11 protein-coding genes are annotated in these 19,616 nt (G+C 49.5%); 6 read left to right on the forward strand and 5 right to left on the reverse strand.

Features of this window, described 5'->3' with window-relative positions; all coding sequences use genetic code 11:
* The first annotated feature begins 6 nt into the window (after nucleotides 1-6).
* Both J3369_RS01610 and J3369_RS01615 read left to right on the forward strand, forming a co-directional pair.
* Nucleotides 7-1,701, forward strand: a complete 1,695-nt coding sequence (locus J3369_RS01610) for a GMC oxidoreductase (RefSeq protein WP_349583012.1) — start codon at nucleotides 7-9, stop codon at nucleotides 1,699-1,701.
* A 72-nt stretch (nucleotides 1,702-1,773) separates the two neighbouring features.
* The gene (locus J3369_RS01615; protein ID WP_349583015.1) at nucleotides 1,774-2,697 is read left to right on the forward strand and encodes an alpha/beta hydrolase; all 924 of its coding nucleotides are present in this window, start codon (nucleotides 1,774-1,776) and stop codon (nucleotides 2,695-2,697) included.
* Between the two features lie 56 nt (nucleotides 2,698-2,753).
* On the opposite strand, the gene J3369_RS01620 is transcribed toward J3369_RS01615, so the two are convergent.
* The 3 genes from J3369_RS01620 to J3369_RS01630 all read right to left on the reverse strand — a co-directional run bounded on the left by J3369_RS01620 (nucleotide 2,754) and on the right by J3369_RS01630 (nucleotide 10,481).
* On the reverse strand, nucleotides 2,754-4,373 hold the full coding sequence (locus J3369_RS01620) for an alpha-N-arabinofuranosidase (protein WP_349583018.1): 1,620 nt from the start codon (nucleotides 4,371-4,373) through the stop codon (nucleotides 2,754-2,756).
* A 75-nt stretch (nucleotides 4,374-4,448) separates the two neighbouring features.
* Nucleotides 4,449-7,787 (reverse strand): glycosyl hydrolase, encoded by a 3,339-nt coding sequence (locus J3369_RS01625; RefSeq protein WP_349583021.1) that lies wholly within the window; start codon nucleotides 7,785-7,787, stop codon nucleotides 4,449-4,451.
* Between the two features lie 69 nt (nucleotides 7,788-7,856).
* The gene (locus J3369_RS01630) at nucleotides 7,857-10,481 is read right to left on the reverse strand and encodes a TonB-dependent receptor plug domain-containing protein (RefSeq protein WP_349583024.1); all 2,625 of its coding nucleotides are present in this window, start codon (nucleotides 10,479-10,481) and stop codon (nucleotides 7,857-7,859) included.
* 319 nt (nucleotides 10,482-10,800) lie between these two features.
* Between J3369_RS01630 and J3369_RS01635 the strand changes: the two genes are divergently transcribed.
* The 4 genes from J3369_RS01635 (at nucleotide 10,801) to J3369_RS01650 (ending at nucleotide 15,009) form a co-directional block, all read left to right on the forward strand.
* Nucleotides 10,801-11,682 carry a helix-turn-helix domain-containing protein gene (locus J3369_RS01635; RefSeq protein ID WP_349583027.1) on the forward strand — a complete coding sequence of 294 codons (882 nt, stop codon included), beginning with the start codon at nucleotides 10,801-10,803 and terminating at the stop codon, nucleotides 11,680-11,682.
* Between the two features lie 331 nt (nucleotides 11,683-12,013).
* Nucleotides 12,014-12,907, forward strand: coding sequence for an amidohydrolase family protein (locus J3369_RS01640; protein ID WP_119499672.1), 894 nt, complete (start codon nucleotides 12,014-12,016; stop codon nucleotides 12,905-12,907).
* A gap of 71 nt (nucleotides 12,908-12,978) precedes the next feature.
* Entirely contained in the window at nucleotides 12,979-13,920 is a 942-nt protein-coding gene (locus tag J3369_RS01645) for a Gfo/Idh/MocA family oxidoreductase (protein ID WP_349583030.1), read from the forward strand.
* Between the two features lie 102 nt (nucleotides 13,921-14,022).
* On the forward strand, nucleotides 14,023-15,009 hold the full coding sequence (locus J3369_RS01650; RefSeq protein ID WP_349583032.1) for an aldo/keto reductase: 987 nt from the start codon (nucleotides 14,023-14,025) through the stop codon (nucleotides 15,007-15,009).
* Between the two features lie 117 nt (nucleotides 15,010-15,126).
* Here J3369_RS01650 and J3369_RS01655 read toward each other — a convergent pair whose 3' ends face one another.
* Nucleotides 15,127-16,554 (reverse strand): sulfatase-like hydrolase/transferase, encoded by a 1,428-nt coding sequence (locus J3369_RS01655; RefSeq protein WP_349583035.1) that lies wholly within the window; start codon nucleotides 16,552-16,554, stop codon nucleotides 15,127-15,129.
* 85 nt (nucleotides 16,555-16,639) lie between these two features.
* Entirely contained in the window at nucleotides 16,640-19,474 is a 2,835-nt protein-coding gene (locus J3369_RS01660; protein WP_349583038.1) for a TonB-dependent receptor, read from the reverse strand.
* Between the last annotated feature and the right edge of the window lie 142 nt (nucleotides 19,475-19,616).

The following is a 19,616-nucleotide window of genomic DNA, read 5'->3' on the forward strand; positions in this document are numbered from 1 at the left end:
TAAAACATGAAAAACACATCATTCGAAGCCATTGTTATTGGTTCAGGCATTTCTGGTGGCTGGGCAGCAAAAGAGCTGTGTGAGAAAGGCATTAAAACCTTAATGCTTGAACGCGGAAAAGACATTAAACACCGGGAAGACTATCATTCCGATTTCACCCAGCCTTGGGAAACTATCGGCAAAGGTAAACTTAACGAAGATATTCTGAACAGGGACTATCCTGTTCAGCAGAAGTCTCATGTTATTAATGAATACAGCCACGACCGATTTATTAAAGATCCGGATAATCCGTATATACAAACCTCGCCGTTTGCCTGGATCCGAGGCCATCATACCGGCGGCAAATCGATTATGTGGGGTCGGCAGTCTTACCGTTTGTCAGAATTAAATTTGTCAGAGAATCAGCGTGATGGTCATGGTTCGCCTTGGCCAGTGCGCTATTCTGACCTTGATCCCTGGTATAGCTATGTGGAAGAGTTTGCGGGGATTAGCGGCAATAATGACGGCATTGATGTTCTGCCTGATGGTAATTTTCTCAAACCGATGGAAATGAATTGTCTCGAAAAACACGTATCCGGTTCGATCACAGAAAATTTCCCCGTCCGCAGAATGATCATAGGCAGGGCGGCGCACCTTACCGAAACCAAACCAGTGCATGAAGCGCTGGGCCGCAGCAATTGTATGTACCGGAATCAGTGTGTCAGAGGGTGTTCTTTTGGTGGCTATTTCAGTACCCAGAGTGCCACGTTACCCGCAGCCCGCAATACCGGTAATCTCACTCTGATGAATAACAAAGTTGTGCTGCGGATCTTACATGACGAAGCCAGCGGCCGCGCGACCGGGGTTGAAGTTGTTGATCAACTGACAATGGAAAAAACGCAGTATTTTGCCCGCGTTGTTTTTGTTTGTGCATCTACGCTTGGCTCAACGCAAATACTGCTTAATTCCGCTTCCTCTGCCTTTCCGCGAGGATTAGGTAACAGCAGTGGCGTACTAGGTCATTATCTGATGGATCACAACATCGGTGCCATTGTGGTGGGTCAGTACAGCGGGTTTGAGGATAAGTATTACAAAGGCAGACGTCCCAATGGCATTTACATTCCCCGTTTCCAGAATATTGGTGATGACAAACGTGATTTCCTCAGGGGATATGGCTTTCAAGGCGGAGCATCGCGCACCGACTGGGCAAAGCAGGCCCAGGGGAAAGGTTTTGGTAAAACACTGAAAGAAAAAGTCAGTACGCCGGGTGACTGGAGTATGGTGCTGGTTGGCTTTGGTGAGATGCTGCCAGATTTCAACAATAAAGTGACCCTGAACACTACGCAAAAAGACAAGTGGGGTATGCCGCTACTTAATGTGGATGCAAAGTGGGGAGAGAACGAGCACAAAATGACGGATGACATGATTGTGTCCGGTAAAGAAATGCTCGAAGCAGCCGGGCTGACACAAGTTTTCGGGTTTAAAACAGGCAGCGAACCCGGTACAGGTATTCACGAAATGGGCACCGCAAGAATGGGAGATGATCCCACACAGTCTGTGCTGAATAAATTTAACCAGATGCATGACGTTAAGAATGTGTTTGTGACCGATGGCTCAGCCATGGTGTCTACGGCCTGTCAAAATCCGTCCCTCACTTACATGGCAATGACAGCCCGTGCGGTGGATTACGCAGTGAAGGAAATGCGGGCTGGCAGAATTTAGCAATGCCACAGACGCGTGGTTCAATCTAACGTTGTCCCGGGATATCCGGGACTTTTTTCAGGAATAATTTGTATGAAAAAACTTATCCCGTTGCTGCTTATTATGGCTGCCAGCTTACAGGCAGTTGCCCAAAATATGCCTGTGGTAATCAACAAAAATGTTGAAGCACAATCATTTCTCGGCGATCCCATCCGGCTTTATCCCGACGATAAGGCCATGCAGGAAAATGACAAGGAAATGTGGGGGCAGATTTCTTTGACGATGCCCAACGGATTTAAACTGGAGCAGTATTTGATCCGCAACGTAACTAACCCTTCTTTATATGCTTTTTTACCTCCTGTTGATAAGGCCACGGGCACGGCAGTTATTGTTGCTCCCGGAGGTGCATTTCTGTCTTTGTCGGTTGAAGAGGAAGGCCGCAAAGTCGCTCAGAAACTGAATGAGCAGGGTATTGCTGCATTTGTACTGACTTATACACTGAATCCAACGCCGGTTGATGTCGATGAATACGGTGCTCATGTAGGCAGCGTATTTGCAGCAAAAGCAAGAGGGGAAGAGCCGGATATTTTTGTGCCTCAGGCGCCGTTAGATGCACTGAAGGCGTTATCCTATGTAAAAGATAGTGCGGATAACTGGCATATTGACCCGGCGAAAGTGGGCTTTATCGGTTTCTCAGCCGGGGCGATGACTACCTTATCGGCTTCGATTGCTGACACCGCTAATCGTCCGGCTTTCCTGGGCTATATTTACGGCCCCATGAAAGCCGTTACTGTGCCTGAGAATGCACCGCCAATGTTTGCCGCAATTGCATTAGATGACGGCTTGTTTGGCAGGGACGGGTTTGGCATTGTCAGCGCATGGCAAAAACAGAATGTGCCGGTAGAACTGCATGCTTATGAAAAAGGGGAGCACGGTTTTGGTACAGGACGACCCGGTACCACCACAACAGGGATGATGCCGCAGTTTATCCGCTGGTTAAATTCGAAAGGGTATTAGATCTTCTTAACCGGGGCAGTGCCGGTCCACTGCCCGCATTAAAACGGTAATGAGTGCTACTGCTGTAAAGAGACGACCGTTACAGATTTAGGTGGCAAGGAAATCACCAGCTTGCCGCTCTTTTCCCGCTCAAACCTGACCGGGGATGCCTTTACAGCTTCCGGCCTGCCAAATTCGTTCACGGTGTTAACTTCAGGAGCAGTCAGAACTGAGCCGGTGGCTGTCTGAAAACTGGTCCCTCCGGCTAACGCTTCGATTTCTGTTGTTTTTCCCGGGTCAATGTTAATCAATGCCATCCAAATCTTACCTTCCGGACTTTTAGCGCTGACCACATCAATCTGTGGTAAATGCGTTTTGCCGATTGTTATCATGTCAGCTTTAAAGTCAGAGGGGATAAACGTGGCATCCTGAAACGGCACATACATTTTATAGAGATGATAAGTCGGCGTAAGCAGCATGTCTTTGCCCTGAGTCAGGATCATACTCTGAATAACGTTAACCATCTGGGCGATGTTGGCCATTTTGACTCTGTCGGCATGACGCATAAAGGTATTGAGTGTCAGAGCAGCAGTGATAGCATCACGCAGACTGTTTTGCTGCTTCAGAAACATGGGGTTTTCACTGATATCAGGTTTTAACCAGTTCCCCCATTCATCGACGACAAGCGCCACTTTCTTTTGCGGATCGTATTGATCCATTATGTTTTCGTGTGCTGTCAGTACATCTTCCATACCCATAGCCATCGAGACGAAATGTGCATACTCAGCCTGACCAAAATCAGCAGAGTAATCCGACATGGGCCCTCTGGACATGGTGTAATGATGTAAAGACATGGCATCGAATACAGGCAGATAACCCGGGGCTTCAGACCAGCTTTTCATCAGGCTTTCAGTAAAGTCAGTGTCGTTATCGTTGGGGCCGGCGGCAATTTTTATCATTGCTTCCGGGTTCGACGCGCCGTGATTGAACAGCAAGTCTATGCCGGAAAATCGTTGCTGAGGATTGTGATTTAACGCAAACACACTGAACGGCTTGAGTCTGGCAAAGTATTCGTCTGCAGACATTGCTCCGCCACAGCCCCACGCTTCATTGCCAAAGCCAATATATTTAACCTTGTAAGGTACGGGGTGACCGTTCTCTGCCCTTAGCGTGGCAAGTGTGGTGGGATTATCCGAGGTAAGGTATTCAAACCAGTCTGCCGCTTCATCCACCGTGCCGGAGCCCACATTGACTGTGAGATAGGCCTCACTGCCAATTTGCTTAGCCAGCTCCATAAACTCATCTGAACCGAACTGGTTCGGCTCAATCACATTACCCCACGCATTGTTGCGTGAAACGCGGGATGATTGCGGGCCTATGCCTTCCCGCCAGTGATACTGATCGGCAAAGCAGCCACCCGGCCAACGTATTACAGGTATGTGCAGTTGCTTCAGTGCTTCTGTGACGTCATCTCTCAAGCCTCGGGTATTGGGTATGTCTGAGTTCTCACCCACCCATAGCCCGCCATAAACACCCTCGCCGATATGCTCGACAAACTGACCAAAGATATCTTTATTTATTTTTGGCCCCGGACTGCCTACGTCAATAAGCACTTGTTCGGTGGCGAAAGCAGCAGGGACATACTGAGGAAATAGCAGTAACCCTCCGATGGATGCCAGAATAAAAGGAGTTCGCATGGTGTACCTCAAAAAATCAGGTAAAAGAAGAATAAAACGGGCAATCTGCCTGCGCAGACTGCCCTCAGGCGGGCTTTACCACTTCAGCGATACATCGCCTAACAGACCAGAGGGTCGAAGCGGTGCATCCGGCACGTAGGCGGGCAGGGTGGTGAAGGTGTACTTTTGCTTCACATCCGGCTGGGCGTCACCGATTAAGCGGTTCACCCACAGGTTCGTGATATTCAGCGTTACCGTATTCTCACCGGCTGTCAGGTAGTCCGATACGTCTACTTCAAAGGGCGGCTTCCACAGCGTATTCACCACCTGTCCGTTCACTACCACTTCCACCACATCGCGCACATCTTCAATATGCAGCTGTACAGGTTTGCCCCGCATAGCCTTATCGATGTTGAAAGATTGGGTGTAGCTGGCGGTGCCGGAGAAGTAACGGATACCGGTGTCGTCAGACTCAGCCCAGTTCCCGGCAGACAAAGTGGCTTTGGCTGGCGCGCCACGGTTTTCAGTAAAGGTTACCTGCCACTCGTCTTTCAGCGTTTTTGTATTACTGAATGATGAAACCACTTTATCCACGTTCGCCGGTGAATCACCGAACACCACATAGCCAGACTCGTAAGGCGCCAGGGCCTTTTCAATCACGGTGCGCCCGTCTTTTACTGTGCTGTTTAATGCAGTAATGGCACCCGTAACGGCGTTGTAGTGATACGGTTTTCTGTCAGACACGTTGAAGGACAGTGTTACCGGCTCGTCACGGTTTTTGCGGTTGGTATAGAAGTAGATGTCTTCTTTGTCTGTTTCACGGTGAACAAAGAATACCGTGGTATCTTCGTGCTTGCCTGTGTAACGGAAGTCCGGTTTTACACCTGCTTGCTTAACGCCGCTTTCTATATTGTCAGTGTCGATAATATGGCCTTTGCCGGTTTTGCCGCTCCACAGTGTGTTGGCAAGTTGAGCAAAACGGGCGGCATCATCTGCCAGCGACGGGCTGGCCAGTGGTTTTTTGCCGATAACGGTGGCGCCATTCGCTACCAGTTCAGCAATGCGCTCAAGAACCGGCAGCGTCATGTATTGCGAGGTGCCGCCAAGATACAACACGGCATAGCGCTGGCCGGAATCTGTGCACAGCTCTGCCCCGCAGTTCTGCAGTAAATCCGTTATGACATCATTGTTCACATAGTCATAAGCATTTTCCAGTGGCACATCTTCAGATGGCTTATCCAGATACAGGGATGTTGGAGGAGCATCTTCACCATAGAAATAGGCCACATCTGCTTTGAAATGACCTTGCTGTAACATGTAGGCATTGCGGCTGATATAAGTTACCCAGGGTTTAGCATAATCAGCCCAGGTCTCCAGGCGGTTAAAGTACTGACCAAACACAAATAAACTCAGACCCGGGCCTTCATCTTTGGGTTGATGGACCGAGGTATGAATGATGGGGCGGTTAACACCCAGCGCAAATTCCATATCGATCATGGGTTGCAAATCCCGGGGTGAGAACGCCCAGGGAGAAGAGGCCGATGTCAGTGACTCAGCGGCGACCAGGTTTTGCCCGTACACGTGCGCTACAGAGGCGGCTTCCCGGATGTCCGCCCAGTATTGTGGTTGAGGACCAACCTGGTTATCAGTATCAAAAGACCACATAGCCGCCATCGGAACGTCCGCGTTCCGGCGAATACGCATGCCGTCACCCAGTGTCGGACGGCCGTTCTCAAGTGCTTCAGAATAATGGATAAGGCCAGCTTCTTTTACCCGCTTGCTGATCACCGCATAATGATTGTCTGCCAGCATTTCACCTAAAGTTAACCGGTAGTCGTAAAGGAATTTATCGGTTTGTTCAGCGCTGCCAATAACCACGCCAACCAGTGCCGGTAACCAGGGGGTTAAGTCGTAACCGCGGCGTTGTTTGAATTCTTCAAACATTTTTGGTGTCCAGTTCGATGCACCGACTTCAATACTGTCATTCAGCAGCGCTTTTATGCCTTCTCCCAATGCATATTGACCGCTGGCGTCTTTGTACATGTCGAGGTAGTGATCAATATAGGCACTCACCGCGCTGGCATCGTATTTGTCGACTTCAAGGCCGGTGGCGGCTTCTGTGGCAGGGTGATTCTCTTTACCGGTCAGGCTGTAACCAATGCGGATAATTTTCCACAAGCCTTTTTCCGGGTGCCAGTTAAGTGAACCGTCTGCATTCAGCTTGTCTGTAATGTCAATCACAGCGTCCGCAGACACACCTTCACCAGCGTGTTGATAAGACAGCGTGTGATAATCCGGGGCAATACCAAAGCCGGCTTTGTCTTCAAAACGATGCACTCGGGCTTGCGGATAAAAGGCTACTTCCAGCAAATCTACCGGCTCTGATTTTGCTTCTCCGGTAGGTAAATTAAAGCCCGGAGGTGGCGCAGCGCCGGGCGCAGATGACGATGGCAGGGAAAATTTGCTGTTCGGGTTACGCGACATAACGATACGCATAAACCGCGCTTTAACTTCCGGAAAACTGATCGTTGTTTGTGCTGTCGTTCCTACAGGAATGGTTGCCACAGGGGTAAACGTTACGCCGTCTTCACTGGCTTGCAGCGTGGGTAAAAATGGAGCCGGAATAAACATACCCGGTGGTGGCATAGCAAAAGACAGGCTTTGAACGCTTTTTAGTTCGCCAAAATCAAAGGTGATTTCAACGGTTTTTTCCGGGTGCGATTGTGTTTTGGTCGCGCTGCTGTATGAACCGTCAGACAATATACCGAGGTCGAGCTCGTCGTCATTGTTGGTTGTTACGGAAACAGGCTGAATGCGCTGTTCATGAACAGGGAAGGCGATAACGGCAATGTCTTTATAATAAACCGGTGTCTCTTTTTCGGCATGTGTAGGATCAGCAAAAATTTCCTCTGCGCCATAGAAATCCTGGAACGCACCCGTATTTTGAGGCGGTTGCGGCACACGAACGGCTTTTTTCTGTCTGGCGTCGATGGTAATTTCGCTCCACGCCAGCTTTTTCATGCCTTGTTCCGGCTTCACCCAGGGACCACCAGTTTCACTCCAGCCCGGCGACGCGGCGATACCAAATTCAAAATTGTGTTTATTCGCTTCACCCAGCGCATACTCAAAGGTGTCTTTCCAGGCCGGAGTCATGTATTCCAGTGTGGTATCGACAATTTTGGGTGTCATTAACTGGGCATCAAAGTTCTGCACGCCGCCAATACCCACTTTGTTCATCCAGGCGAGATCTTTTTCTATCCCTTCACGGGTAACGTTCCCGCTCATCCAGTGCCACCACACTAACGGTTTGGCAGATTGAGGCGGGGTGATGAAGTCGTCTTCGAGTGTGCTTGCAGCGCTGTTAAATGAAAGCAGAGAAAGGCCCAGCGCCACTTTGGATAATGTGAACAGATACGGTTTTACGGGTTTGGTCATAAACTTGCCCCTTAAAAATGATAATGAGGGCTGGCACTTTCGTGGCAGCCCTCCGCGTAGGAAGAGTAATTAAAAACGGGTTCTGAAGCCAACAGATAAGAAGCGGCCCATGCTCTTATAAGCCACACCCTCATCGATGTTACGGAACGGAGGATCTTCGTCGGTTACGTTATCAATGTTGAACGTCACCTGCGTATCCATGCTGAAGTCGTAGCTGGCGAACAGCGACAAAGTGGTGTAGGAATCGATATGTTCCTCTGCAACATCAGCACTGCCACGGTAATAAACTGTACCGGAGAAGTACCAGTCGTCACGACGTAAGCCTAACGTGGCCACACTGTTGAACGCTGAAATAGCTTCGTTGAAGTCACCCAGTGCCAGCGTGTCGTTAAAGCCTGCACCTTTTACGTTCTCTTTGTCACGGTTCATGATGTAGGTACCGCTTAACGAGAAGTCCAGCTCGCCTAAATCGATGTCACCGAACCATTGTACCGAGTAGTCCAGGCCATCGACTTCGTACGCGCCCATGTTCGATTTACGCTGGTCGCTCACCACATAAGGCAGGCCGTAAATGTCGACCATGGCTTGCAGACTCTCATAACCCTGGGTAGGGAAGTCGCCGAATTTCGCGATGATTTCTTCTACGGATGTCGGGTTAACGATGTAGTAGTCTTCATTTACTTCTGCATCGTAATACGCCGGGCCGAAGAAGAAACCTGCGTTCTGATCCAGACGGTCTTCATACGCAATGCTCCAGTAAGTCAGTGACACCTTAGTGGAGTCAGTCACGTACCAGTCGGTACCTAACGACATGGTTTCTGCAGTTTCAGGCTTAATACCTTCAGACGCACCGCCCAAAGTGAATGACGGTTTGAAGAAATCCGGGAAGAACGGGCTGTCTGATGAACGCAGCGGACTGATCGGCAGGAACAGTTCATACTGCAGCGGTGCCGCTAAGTCAGCCAGTGCCGGGGCGTGGAAAGACGTGCCCCAGGTACCGCGAACGGTAACATCTTCAGTAGGGTTCCAGGTTACCGCGATTTTTGGGTTCGAACTTGAGCCTACATCGTTGTACTTGTCGTAACGGCCGGAGATAGACACGTCCAGATGCTGGATACCCGGCATCATGTTGTCATCACCAACAATCGGGATGTAAATTTCGCCGAATACCGACTTAACGTTACGGTCGATGTCGCGTACTGAAGAGGTAGAAGGATTACCCACTTCACCGGCCGTTACCGATTGATAGAAGGACTCTTCACGGTACTCTGAGCCAACCGCTGCCCGCATCATACCTCCGGCAATTTCAAACATGTCGCCGTTGGCAATGACTTTGAATTCCGTTAAATCCTGGTCTGTGCTGGTATCGTCCAGCCAGTTATTGATACCGGATAACACAGATGCACTGGTTTGTGACACATCGTAAGGGTTCAGTGCTGTCTCAGTGGTACTGGCAGAAAGTGCAGCAAGCTGCGCATTCGCGTTAATGGAGTAGTCGTGATAGTACGACGTACTCTTACCGTAGTTAACGGTACCTTTAACTTTCCAGGTATCTGTAAGCTGATAAGTCAGGGTGGGCGTAACCTGCCATTGTTCGTACATGGACGGGTTTGCGCCGGCGCTGCCCCATACATCCGCGTAAGAGAACGAAACCGTGTTAGAGGTTTCATCACCCACAGCGATAAAATACGGGTTATCAGAAGTAATCGTCGCAGAAGCGCGAATATCGGACGGGTCATAATCTGTGGCTTCACGGCGTGAATAGTACGCCAGCACATCCAGGCTTAAACGGCTGGACAGTTCCTGAGTCAGGTTGGCGAACAGCGAATAACGCTCTTCTTCCGGATAATAAGACTGGTCGTCATAAGTAGAACAGTAGTTCGGTGATGATGCATCTACACCCGGCAGGCCATATAAGGTGTTGTCTAAAAGAATATTACCGGGCGTACAGGAAGTGGAACGGTAATCTGCACCGCCAACACCGGTGAGGTCTTCTTTAATGAAGTCCTGATCTTTACCGTACATCGGTGAACGGTCGCCGTAAGAAAATGCAGTAACCAGTGTGCCTTTATCCCAGCTTGTGCCAAAGCCGCCGGAAATATCAATGCGGTCATAGTCACCCGCACCCATACCATACTGCACGCTAACTTCGCCGCCTTCCATGTCTTTCTTCGGAATGAAGTTAATGACACCGGCAACGGCATCAGAACCGTAGATAGACGAACCGCCGTCGGGAATCACTTCTACGCGCTCAAGCAGGCTCGCAGGGATCATCGACGAGTCAACCCAGTTCATCGGGCCAACCGGAACAAGACGATTGCCGCCCAACATCACCAGCGTGGCCATGCCGCTTAAGCCACCAATACCGCGTATTTGTGGTGGCTCAAAAGGAATTGAGGCTGTAAGGGTATTTTCCGGCACGGCGTTGAAGTCGGCCATTTGCGGAATGCGACGAAGCAAATCGGTAGCAGAGGTTACACCCTGCTCAATGATTTTTTCCTGATTCAAACCGATGACGTTGGAACCAACGGGATTAACACCCTCGATCAACGTACCGGTAACGGAAATAACTTCAACGTCTTCTTCATCTTCTGTTTGTGTGTCCTGAGCAATGGCAGTGGCGCTCATAGAAACGCTTAATCCTGCAATAACAGCAAGGGAAAGCTTGTGTAGTGGCATGGTGGTTTTCATCATTATAACTCTCAGCATTAACCGACAGGTGTGTAATTTGTTACCAAGATTTAACAATGCGTATACAAAAGTAAAATACTATATTTTTGATAATGTATTAGTTCAGGCTATGCATGCCCCTGCGGGTCAGGCGCAGTAAGGCTTTCACGTGATGCCATTCTATCCGTGATATTGAAAATATAAATATCAGATATGACTATTATGGATTGAAAATGATTGTTTGTGAGTAATTTGTGTTGTGCAGGATGTAAAAGCCTTGGGTTTTGTAAATAGTTGTTGTACTTTTCAATCAGAATTTTCCGGAGTAAAGCAGTCTTTCGCCATGAAACCAGATGAAATCCCCTTCTATGATTTATATGGTGAGTCGTTTCTAAAGCTTAGTGCTGACTTCGTGCATCTGGAAGATATCCGTGCCCGCAGCGCAGGATTAGGGTGGGAGATTTCGCCTCACCGCCACGGCAAATTATTCCAGCTTATTTGTGTGTTTGATGATGAATGGACAGTACAACGGGATGATGAAAAGCTGACGCTTCAGGGAGACTGGGTAGTAACACTACCGCCCGGCGTGGTGCACGGATTTACCTTTGCGCCGGACACCAACGGCTACGTGCTTTCCGTGAATGCCGATGTGGTAAATGCATTGCGCAGTGACAGCGCTATCGCGGACTTTACCGGTGCAGTATGGTCTTCGCAGGCTATTGAGTTTCAGGACAAGCATCAGTCTGAACGGTTCGTTGCTTATCTGCATATGCTGGCCGGTGAAATGCGCAGCAATGATCCCGGCGCCACAGTGAGCATCCATATGTTGCTTAAACTTCTGTTTGTGCTGGTTGCCAGGCAACAAAATACAGCCCGTAATCTTGCCGGTACATCGGGCAGGGATTCCAGAGTGTTACTGGGCTTTCGGGAGCTCATCGACAAGCATTATCAGCAACATATGAATGTGAATGATTATGCATCGAAATTGTATATTTCTGTCTCTACCCTTAGCCGCATATGTCAGCAGCACCTTAATACCACCCCGAAAAAGCTGATCCACCAAAGGCTGGTAAATGAAGCGAAGCGGCGGCTGATTTACACCCGGCAATCGCTGGATGAAATTGCTGATACTTTAGGGTTCAAAGATACCGGCTATTTCTGCCGTTTCTTTAAACAGGCGGAAGGCACGACGGCAGGAGAATTCAGACGCCGGAGTGAGCTGTAAAAGTTCTGCTGCAGTGGTATCTGTTTATGACAATTTATTTATGGCTGTAAAATCTGTTTTGAATGTGGGTGAAAGGGGCGAAAACCTTTTAATTCTTATTTAAAAAGCTGAATTGTAAATAGTGCTTTTTTACTTGTATTTTTCGTGTCGTTATAGAAAAAACTAATGTCTGTCGTCGCATTTCTTAACAGCATCTGTTGATTCGCGGTAGCATACTGTTAGCCCTGAAACGGCTTGTAGTTATTACGCCGCAACTGAATCGTTTCTGACAGCGAAATCCGGTGCCTGAATTATTTTGCGCTCCTTTCTCTGTCAGCAGGAGAATGAATTAATGAGTGGTTTTACTGTTGATGCCGACTGGCTGCACTGGTGCGAGTCACCGTCGAAGCCGAAGTTTGTCGTACCCGAAGGTGCTGTTGACGCCCATTGCCATGTGTTTGGTCCCGGTAATGAATTCCCCTTCGCGCCGGAGCGCAAGTACACGCCATGCGACGCGTCGAAAGACCAGTTGTGGGCGCTACGTGATTATCTGGGTTTCAGCCGCAACGTCATTGTTCAGGCTACCTGCCACGGCGCTGATAACCGTGCCCTGGTTGACGCACTAAATCACTCTGATGGTCTCGCCCGCGGCGTTGCTACTGTAAAAGCGGATATTACTGATGAGGAGCTTCAGGCTCTGCATGCCGCTGGTGTACGGGGCGTTCGCTTTAACTTTGTAAAGCGGTTAGTAGACGCGCTGCCCTTCGACTCGTTGGGCACTATCGCTGAGAAAATTAAGCCTCTTGGCTGGCATATCGTTATTTACTTTGAATCTCAGGAACTGCCGGAGCTGTATGATTTCTTCACCAGCCTGCCTACCACTGTTGTGGTTGATCACATGGGCCGCCCTGACGTAACAAAACCGGTAGACGGACCTGAGTTTGCCCTGTTTCTGAAACTGCTGGAAGAGAATAAAAACTTCTGGTCGAAAGTAAGTTGTCCTGAGCGCTTGTCCATTGTGGGACCGGAAGGTGGCTACGAAGATGTGGTGCCGTTCGCCCGTGAAGTGGTTACCCGTTTTGAAGACCGTGTACTGTGGGGAACAGACTGGCCGCATCCGAACATGAAAACACATATGCCGGATGACGGGCACCTGGTGGATATGATCCCCAAAATCGCCCCCACAGAAGCATTGCAGCGTAAATTATTAATTGATAACCCCATGCGCCTTTACTGGGCGGATTAATCATCGCCGCCGGTACTTTCAGGAATGATGCAGGTCCGGCTGGCTGAACAGAAATGAGTTGGGAGAATAAAATGAAAGTAATCGTAGTGGGTCCCGGTGCGTTCGGGATCAAACACCTTGATGGCCTGAAAAATATCGATGACGCTGAAGTTGTTGGTCTGGTTGGCCGTAATTTAGAAAAGACACAAGCCGTGGCAAACGAATACGGTATTCCGAATGTGTATACGTCTCTGGACGATGCACTGGAATCCGATGCTGATGCCGTTATCCTCTGTACCCCTACACAACAACATGCTGCGCAATCTATTCAATGTATGAAAGCCGGCAAACATGTACAGGTCGAAATTCCGCTGGCAGACAGCTGGGAAGATTCAGAAGCTGTAGTGAAAACCCAGCAGGAAACGGGCAAAGTGTGCATGGTAGGTCATACCCGCCGCTTTAACCCGTCTCACCAGTATGTACATAATAAAATCACAGCCGGTGAGCTGAATGTTCAGCAAATGGATGTACAAACCTACTTCTTCCGCCGTAAGAATATTAATGCCAAAGGTGAGCCCCGTTCCTGGACCGACCACCTGCTGTGGCACCATGCTGCCCACACTGTGGATTTATTCGAATATCAGGCGGGTTCTCCTGTTGTTAAAGCGAATGCGATTCAGGGACCAATCCATCCTGAACTGGGTATTGCACTGGACATGTCAATTCAGCTGCAGGCTGAAAACGGTGCAATTTGTACACTGTCACTGTCGTTCAATAACGATGGCCCGCTGGGTACATTCTTCCGCTATATCTGTGATAACGGCACTTACATTGCCCGTTATGACGATCTGGTGGATGGCAGCGAAAATGCCATTGATGTGTCCAAAGTCGATGTGTCGATGAATGGAATCGAGCTTCAGGATCGCGAGTTCCTGTCTGCCATCAAAGAAGGCCGCGACCCGAACAGCAGTGTTCACAAAGTTATTAACTGTTATAAAGTGCTTCACGATCTGGAGCAGCAACTTAACAGCTGATGCTGCTTGTCTTCCGTATCGTGTGTCGACAGCGTCAGGCAACTACAGCCAGCGTATCCGGCATGATGCGGAAGCGGTTTAAAAGTTAACGGGAGAGAGAGAATGAAACAAAGAAAGCTGGCTGGTCGTCTGGTATCCGAAATCGGCCTTGGATGCATGAACCTCAACCACGCTTACGGCGCTTCAGTCTCTCAGCAGGAGGCCAGCAAGTTGCTGGCTTCTGCTTTTGAACAGGGCGTTACCCATTTCGATACTGCCGCGCTTTACGGTTTTGGCAGTAACGAAAAGCTGGTGGGTGAAGCCATTAAAGGTTTTCGTAAAGACATCTTTCTGGCCAGCAAATGCGGCATGACAGGCGTTGACGGCAAACGTGTCATCGACGGTCGTCCGGATACCCTGGTTAAAACCCTGGATACCGCTCTGCAAAGTCTGCAGACCGACCACATCGACCTGTACTACCTGCACAGAATCGACAAAGATGTGCCAGTGGAAGAAAGTGTAGGCACCCTGGGAGACATGGTGAAAGCCGGTAAAATCGGTGCCATCGGTTTGTCTGAGGTGTCAGCAGACTCTTTGCAGAAAGCCCATAATGAGTTTCCCATTGCTGCGCTGCAAACAGAATATTCTCTGTGGACCCGCAATGCAGAAATTGCCGTGCTGGAAACCTGTCAGAAACTGGGTATCGATTTTGTGGCTTTCAGCCCGTTGGCCCGTGGTTATCTGGCTGGTGGTATCGACAATCCGGAAGCACTGGCAAATGGTGATATCCGTAAAGGCATGCCACGTTTTCAGGGTGACAACTGGACAGCGAATCAAAAGCTGTACGCTGAGTTTGCAGCCCTTGCTGAAGCAAACGGTGTCACCCCGGCTCAACTGGCTATCGCCTGGGTTCTGGCACAAGGTGAGCATATTCACGCTTTGCCGGGCACGAAGTCAGAAGCGCATTTAACGGAAGATTTAAAAGCCAGCGGGGTGTCTCTGGATAAGCAGGTATTTGCACAGGCTGATGACATTATCAACCGTCAAACCGTGCAGGGTGCCCGCTATGGTGCAGGTGCACAGGCAGATATTGATACGGAAGATTTCTGAGTATTCCTCAGACGAACAGAATTTGAGCTGAACAGAAAACAAAGCCCTCCATGTGAGGGCTTTTGCTTTTAAAAGGACAGGGAATAAACGTCCTGCTCATGAGAGTCTGACAAACTATTACTTTCCTGCAAAGGTTTGTGACTCTGTCTCTTCAGCAAACCGCGCCAGTTGTTTTGTTAGCCGGTCAACGACATCAGGATGAGAGTCAGCCACATTGAAGCGCTCTGACGGGTCATCTTCAAGGTTATATAGTTCAGCCTGTACGCGTGTATCACCGGCACTGGCCATCTCACCGCTGAATTCATCAAAAGGAGACAGGCGCAGTTTCCATTTTTTATCTCTGACGGCTTCTGCCACATCACCACGGAAATAATAGAAGTAATTGTCTTTGCTATGCAGAGTGTTGCCCTTTAGAAAATCCGACAGATCTGCGCCATCCAGAGTGAGATCTTCAGGCAAAGTTGCGCCGCTTAATGTGGCGAATGTCGGGAATAAATCCAGTGCTGAAATCAATTCTGAATTGACCGAGCCGTTAATTTTGCTGTCAGGCCAGTGAATGATGGCGGGAACACGGGAGCCGCCTTCGTAGGTTGTGCCTTTTGACCCTTTCAACGTGCCGGCACTGCCCACATGCCAGCGTTCCACACCGCCCTGAACCATTCTGTCGGGCAGGTTTTGCCACGGGCCGTTATCACTGAAAAATACAATAATGGTGTTGTCCGCTACACCTTTTTCTTCCAGTGCATTCATTACTTCACCAACGCTCCAGTCAATCGTTGATACAGCATCACCATATAATCCGCCTGCGGATTTTCCTTTTTGAAAATCCGGTGCTGCCACCGGTAAATGGGGCATGGACCAGGCCATATATAAAAAGAAAGGTTTGTCGTCAGAAAATGCGCCGATATTGGCAACAGCTTCTTCGGTGTATGATGTGGTGAGCACAGACTGGTCTTTGATCACGCCCACAGGCTTGTCGTTACGGAACATTTGCAGCGGAGACATGCTTTCTCTGCCCATCAATTCTGCTGTCACCCAGGGATCAGTCATATCATTGCTGTAAAGCAAGCCGAAATACTGATCGAAGCCATGGTCCACCGGCAAAAATCCGGCTTTATCGCCCAGGTGCCATTTTCCTACCATAGCAGTTTGATACCCCTGAGATTTAAGCATTTCGGCCATCGTAAATTCAGACTGGGGCAGGCCGCGGTCTGAATCAGGCATCAATACCTGCTGCATACCGGATCGGATGGCATATCTTCCTGTCATCAGTGCTGCGCGGGAGGGTGTACACACTGCCTGACCAGCGTAAAACGAGGTGAGTTTGATCCCTTCTGATGCCATTGCATCTAAATTGGGTGTCACAATGTTGGGATGTCCATAAATACTTAAATCTCCATAGCCCATATCGTCAGCCATCATCACGATGATATTGGGTTGCTCCGGTTGAGGTGCTGACATAGCGCTGTTGAGCCCTGCCAGCGAAAATGCGGTGATAAGTGAAACGCGGGCAGAAGCTGCCAGCAATGTAGATACATAGCTCACGGGTAAATTCCTTAAACTAGGGGAGAAAAAAAGGCCCGGCCATAATATCGGGGTGTTGAGGGATTGGCCGGGCACTCACTGGAAATCAGAACGTGGCGCGGAATCCCGCAAACAGCCGGCGGCCATTGTCTACAACCTGATAGGGCAGGCCGTCGGTGAACTTAATTTCTACCGCTTCATCAAGCAGGTTCACGCCTTCCACGACAACGGTGAAATTCTCCAATACGTTATAATTCACCGACGCATCTAACGTGCCGTAAGCCTGGGTAACCGCGCCTTTGCCACCGAACGCTACAAGCTGAGACAGAAACTTGTCGCGCCAGGTATAGGAGATACGCGCGCCGAAGGTGTCATCCTCGTAAAATCCGCCCACGTTGAAGTTGTGCTTTGAGCCGGCAGTAATGGCTTCCGGGTCGCTGTTGTCAATAAAGGTATAGTTAGCGTTAACACCGGTATTGGACAGCAAGCCCGGCAGTGAAACGAAACTATGCTGACCGGCCAGCTCTGCACCGCGAATTTTAGCACCTTCGCCATTAGACGGACTGCGGTCAATAAACTGGGCTGTAAAGACTTCCCCGGTCAATGCATTGGTCACAGGCAGGTTTATTACCGTAGAGCCGGAGCGTATAAGAGACACCAGATCTTTGTAAAACAACGTTGCAGATACCATATCAGTGTCACCGTAGTAGTACTCCAGAGCCACATCGATGTTATTAGATTTAAACGGATCCAGTGTCGGGTTACCGCCTGTAATACTGTTGGCTTCCACGTTCGCTACCGTTACCGGCGAAATGTCTGTAAAGCGCGGACGGGCAATGGTTCTGCTGGCACCAAATCTTGCAATCAACTCATCTGTGAGGTTATAGCGAAGGTTAAGACTCGGCAGCCATTCACTGTAGCTGTTAGATTCCTCGATTAACCCCAGCGGTGCCACTGTGGTTAATCCGCCGTTAGGATTGAAGGTAATCTGATTTAAGTCAGCGCCGGCACCACGGGACAATTGCTCTGTACGGGTGTAACGAACGCCAAAGTTACCCGACAGATTGCCATCGCCACTTTCAAACTCTATTTCGGCATAGGCATTGGTCGCTTCTTCGGATACATCCTCCGACAGGGTGGGATCAATACCGTAATTACCGGCAGCTATCAGCTCTTCCCGGGAAAAGCTGTTCAGCATTCTGCGGGTATCAATGGCCAGCCGTTCCTGAATCAGGCCCGGATAGTTTTCAAGATACGCGCCGTTCAGTGGTGATACCGGTTGCAGCAGGAAAGCGGCAGAAGAGGTGCCGGTGATCCCCAGTTGTTCGAACAGATCCACCGGAGGCTGGTCGCCAAACAGTGACTCAATTTGTGCTACATTCATTGTCAGTCTGGCACTTTGACCCACTTTATTGCGGTCAGCGTAATGAAAGCCGGTTTTGAACTTCGTGATATTGCCGAAATCCAGATAGCGCTCTGCGTCGAGTTTTATATCCAGTAAATCTTCCGATGATGCCTGGTTGTAGGCACCGTTAACACCAACGAGGCGATAGTTCTGCGGGTCCAGCACACGGTCTTCAGAACCGTTCATATAAGTGGTTGAGGTAACCGCATCACCCTGTTCAGATTGCAGCGTTAAATCCACCAGCGTACTGTTCACAATATTCAGGTTGTCTGCCAGCTGTGAAGAACGGGAGCGGTTTACCTGACCGTTAACCGTCCAGTTATCAGTAAGATATTTACCCAGCAACGTCATCGACCAGGTATCACCTTCCCGCTGTTCTATCCGGTTTCCGGCACGGGTATCCACATTATCGGCGCGGAACGTCGTTGCCACTGCACGTCCGTCAATGTCCCGGATTTCAGACTCGTCAGGATAGTACGGCCCCAGTGAGTTATAGGGGAAGGCGAGGAATTCTGCCCGCGCGCTGTCGACTTCATATTTTGTGTAAAAGCCGTCAGCCGTCAGCTCAAGGTTATCCGATGCCGCCCACTGGGCTGACAAAATTGCGCTGGTGCGGGTACGTTTTTCGTCGTACATGGTGTGAAAGGTAATGTAGGGAATGGCCACACTGCCATCATCCAGTACGCCATTACCGTTGAAGTCCTGTCCGCTGCATAAGTCCCGCGAAGCTACAGAGCCGTCGCAGATCTCCGGATTGGCAATCCCGTCTTCAGTAAACGCGCCAAACTGTTGAGAACCGCTGGTGAAGCCCTCGGCTTCAGAAAAGCTGGTATAACCGAAATTAAGAAAATCCTGGGTGCCGGAATTCCGCTCCATGTAAGACACACCCAGTGTCAGACCAAAATCACCGTCGCCATAAACATCGCTGTAGAAAGCAGTAACACGGGGACCAATGTCTTCGGCGTTAGACTCCTTGCTGCCCTGCACTGACAGCGCAAGCTGGCGCTCAGTAAAATCGAAGGGGCGGGGAGTGCGGATCACCACAGAGCCGGCAAGGCCACCCTCCTCAAGAGACGCTGTGGGCGTTTTGTGTACTTCCAGGGTTCTGACAAATTCACTGGGTAAAGAAGTAAAGTCAAAGCTGCGGCTGGTATCTGAACCGGTATCCGTTAACGCATTTGGTAACGCCACATTGTTCATGCGTACAAGCACGAAGTCGGAAGGCAGGCCCCGTATATTTATCGAGGAGCCTTCACCGCGGGAGCGGTTAATTTGTACACCTGTAATACGTTGAAGGGATTCCGCGACGTTAATGTCAGGGAACTTACCTACATCTTCGGCAGAAATCGCATCAACAACGGTGGAGGATTCTTTTTTAATTCCCATGGCCTCAGTGAGGCTCTGGCGGATCCCGGTAACCGCGATGACTTCCATATCATCAGTTGGCGTGTCCTGAGCAAAACCGGGGTTGCAAAAGGTGGAGGCAATGGCGATTGCTAATGTGCTTTTCAGGCATCTGTTTTTTGTGTGTGTCATCGTGCTCTCAGTAATCAAAAGTCGTTGTCCGGAAAGAAACTACAAACAGACAGGATCTGTTTACTCTTCTTTGTTAACTGGAGGTTAACTTAAGGTTAATGTTGCACGCGTGTCGTGATAACTACAATTGATATTAAATTAT

The sequence above is a fragment of the Alteromonas sp. NFXS44 genome, from assembly GCF_040148705.1.
In the GTDB taxonomy this organism is placed as follows: Bacteria; Pseudomonadota; Gammaproteobacteria; order Enterobacterales; family Alteromonadaceae; genus Alteromonas.

Coding starts and splice junctions, on each gene's coding strand:
- J3369_RS01615 (WP_349583015.1), top strand. CDS start 1,774: ATGAAAAAACTTATCCCGTTGCTGCTTATTATGGCTGCCAGCTTACAG.
- J3369_RS01645 (WP_349583030.1), top strand. CDS start 12,979: ATGAAAGTAATCGTAGTGGGTCCCGGTGCGTTCGGGATCAAACACCTT.
- J3369_RS01640 (WP_119499672.1), top strand. CDS start 12,014: ATGAGTGGTTTTACTGTTGATGCCGACTGGCTGCACTGGTGCGAGTCA.
- J3369_RS01660 (WP_349583038.1), bottom strand. CDS start 19,474: ATGACACACACAAAAAACAGATGCCTGAAAAGCACATTAGCAATCGCC.
- J3369_RS01650 (WP_349583032.1), top strand. CDS start 14,023: ATGAAACAAAGAAAGCTGGCTGGTCGTCTGGTATCCGAAATCGGCCTT.
- J3369_RS01635 (WP_349583027.1), top strand. CDS start 10,801: ATGAAACCAGATGAAATCCCCTTCTATGATTTATATGGTGAGTCGTTT.
- J3369_RS01610 (WP_349583012.1), top strand. CDS start 7: ATGAAAAACACATCATTCGAAGCCATTGTTATTGGTTCAGGCATTTCT.
- J3369_RS01620 (WP_349583018.1), bottom strand. CDS start 4,373: ATGCGAACTCCTTTTATTCTGGCATCCATCGGAGGGTTACTGCTATTT.
- J3369_RS01630 (WP_349583024.1), bottom strand. CDS start 10,481: ATGATGAAAACCACCATGCCACTACACAAGCTTTCCCTTGCTGTTATT.
- J3369_RS01625 (WP_349583021.1), bottom strand. CDS start 7,787: ATGACCAAACCCGTAAAACCGTATCTGTTCACATTATCCAAAGTGGCG.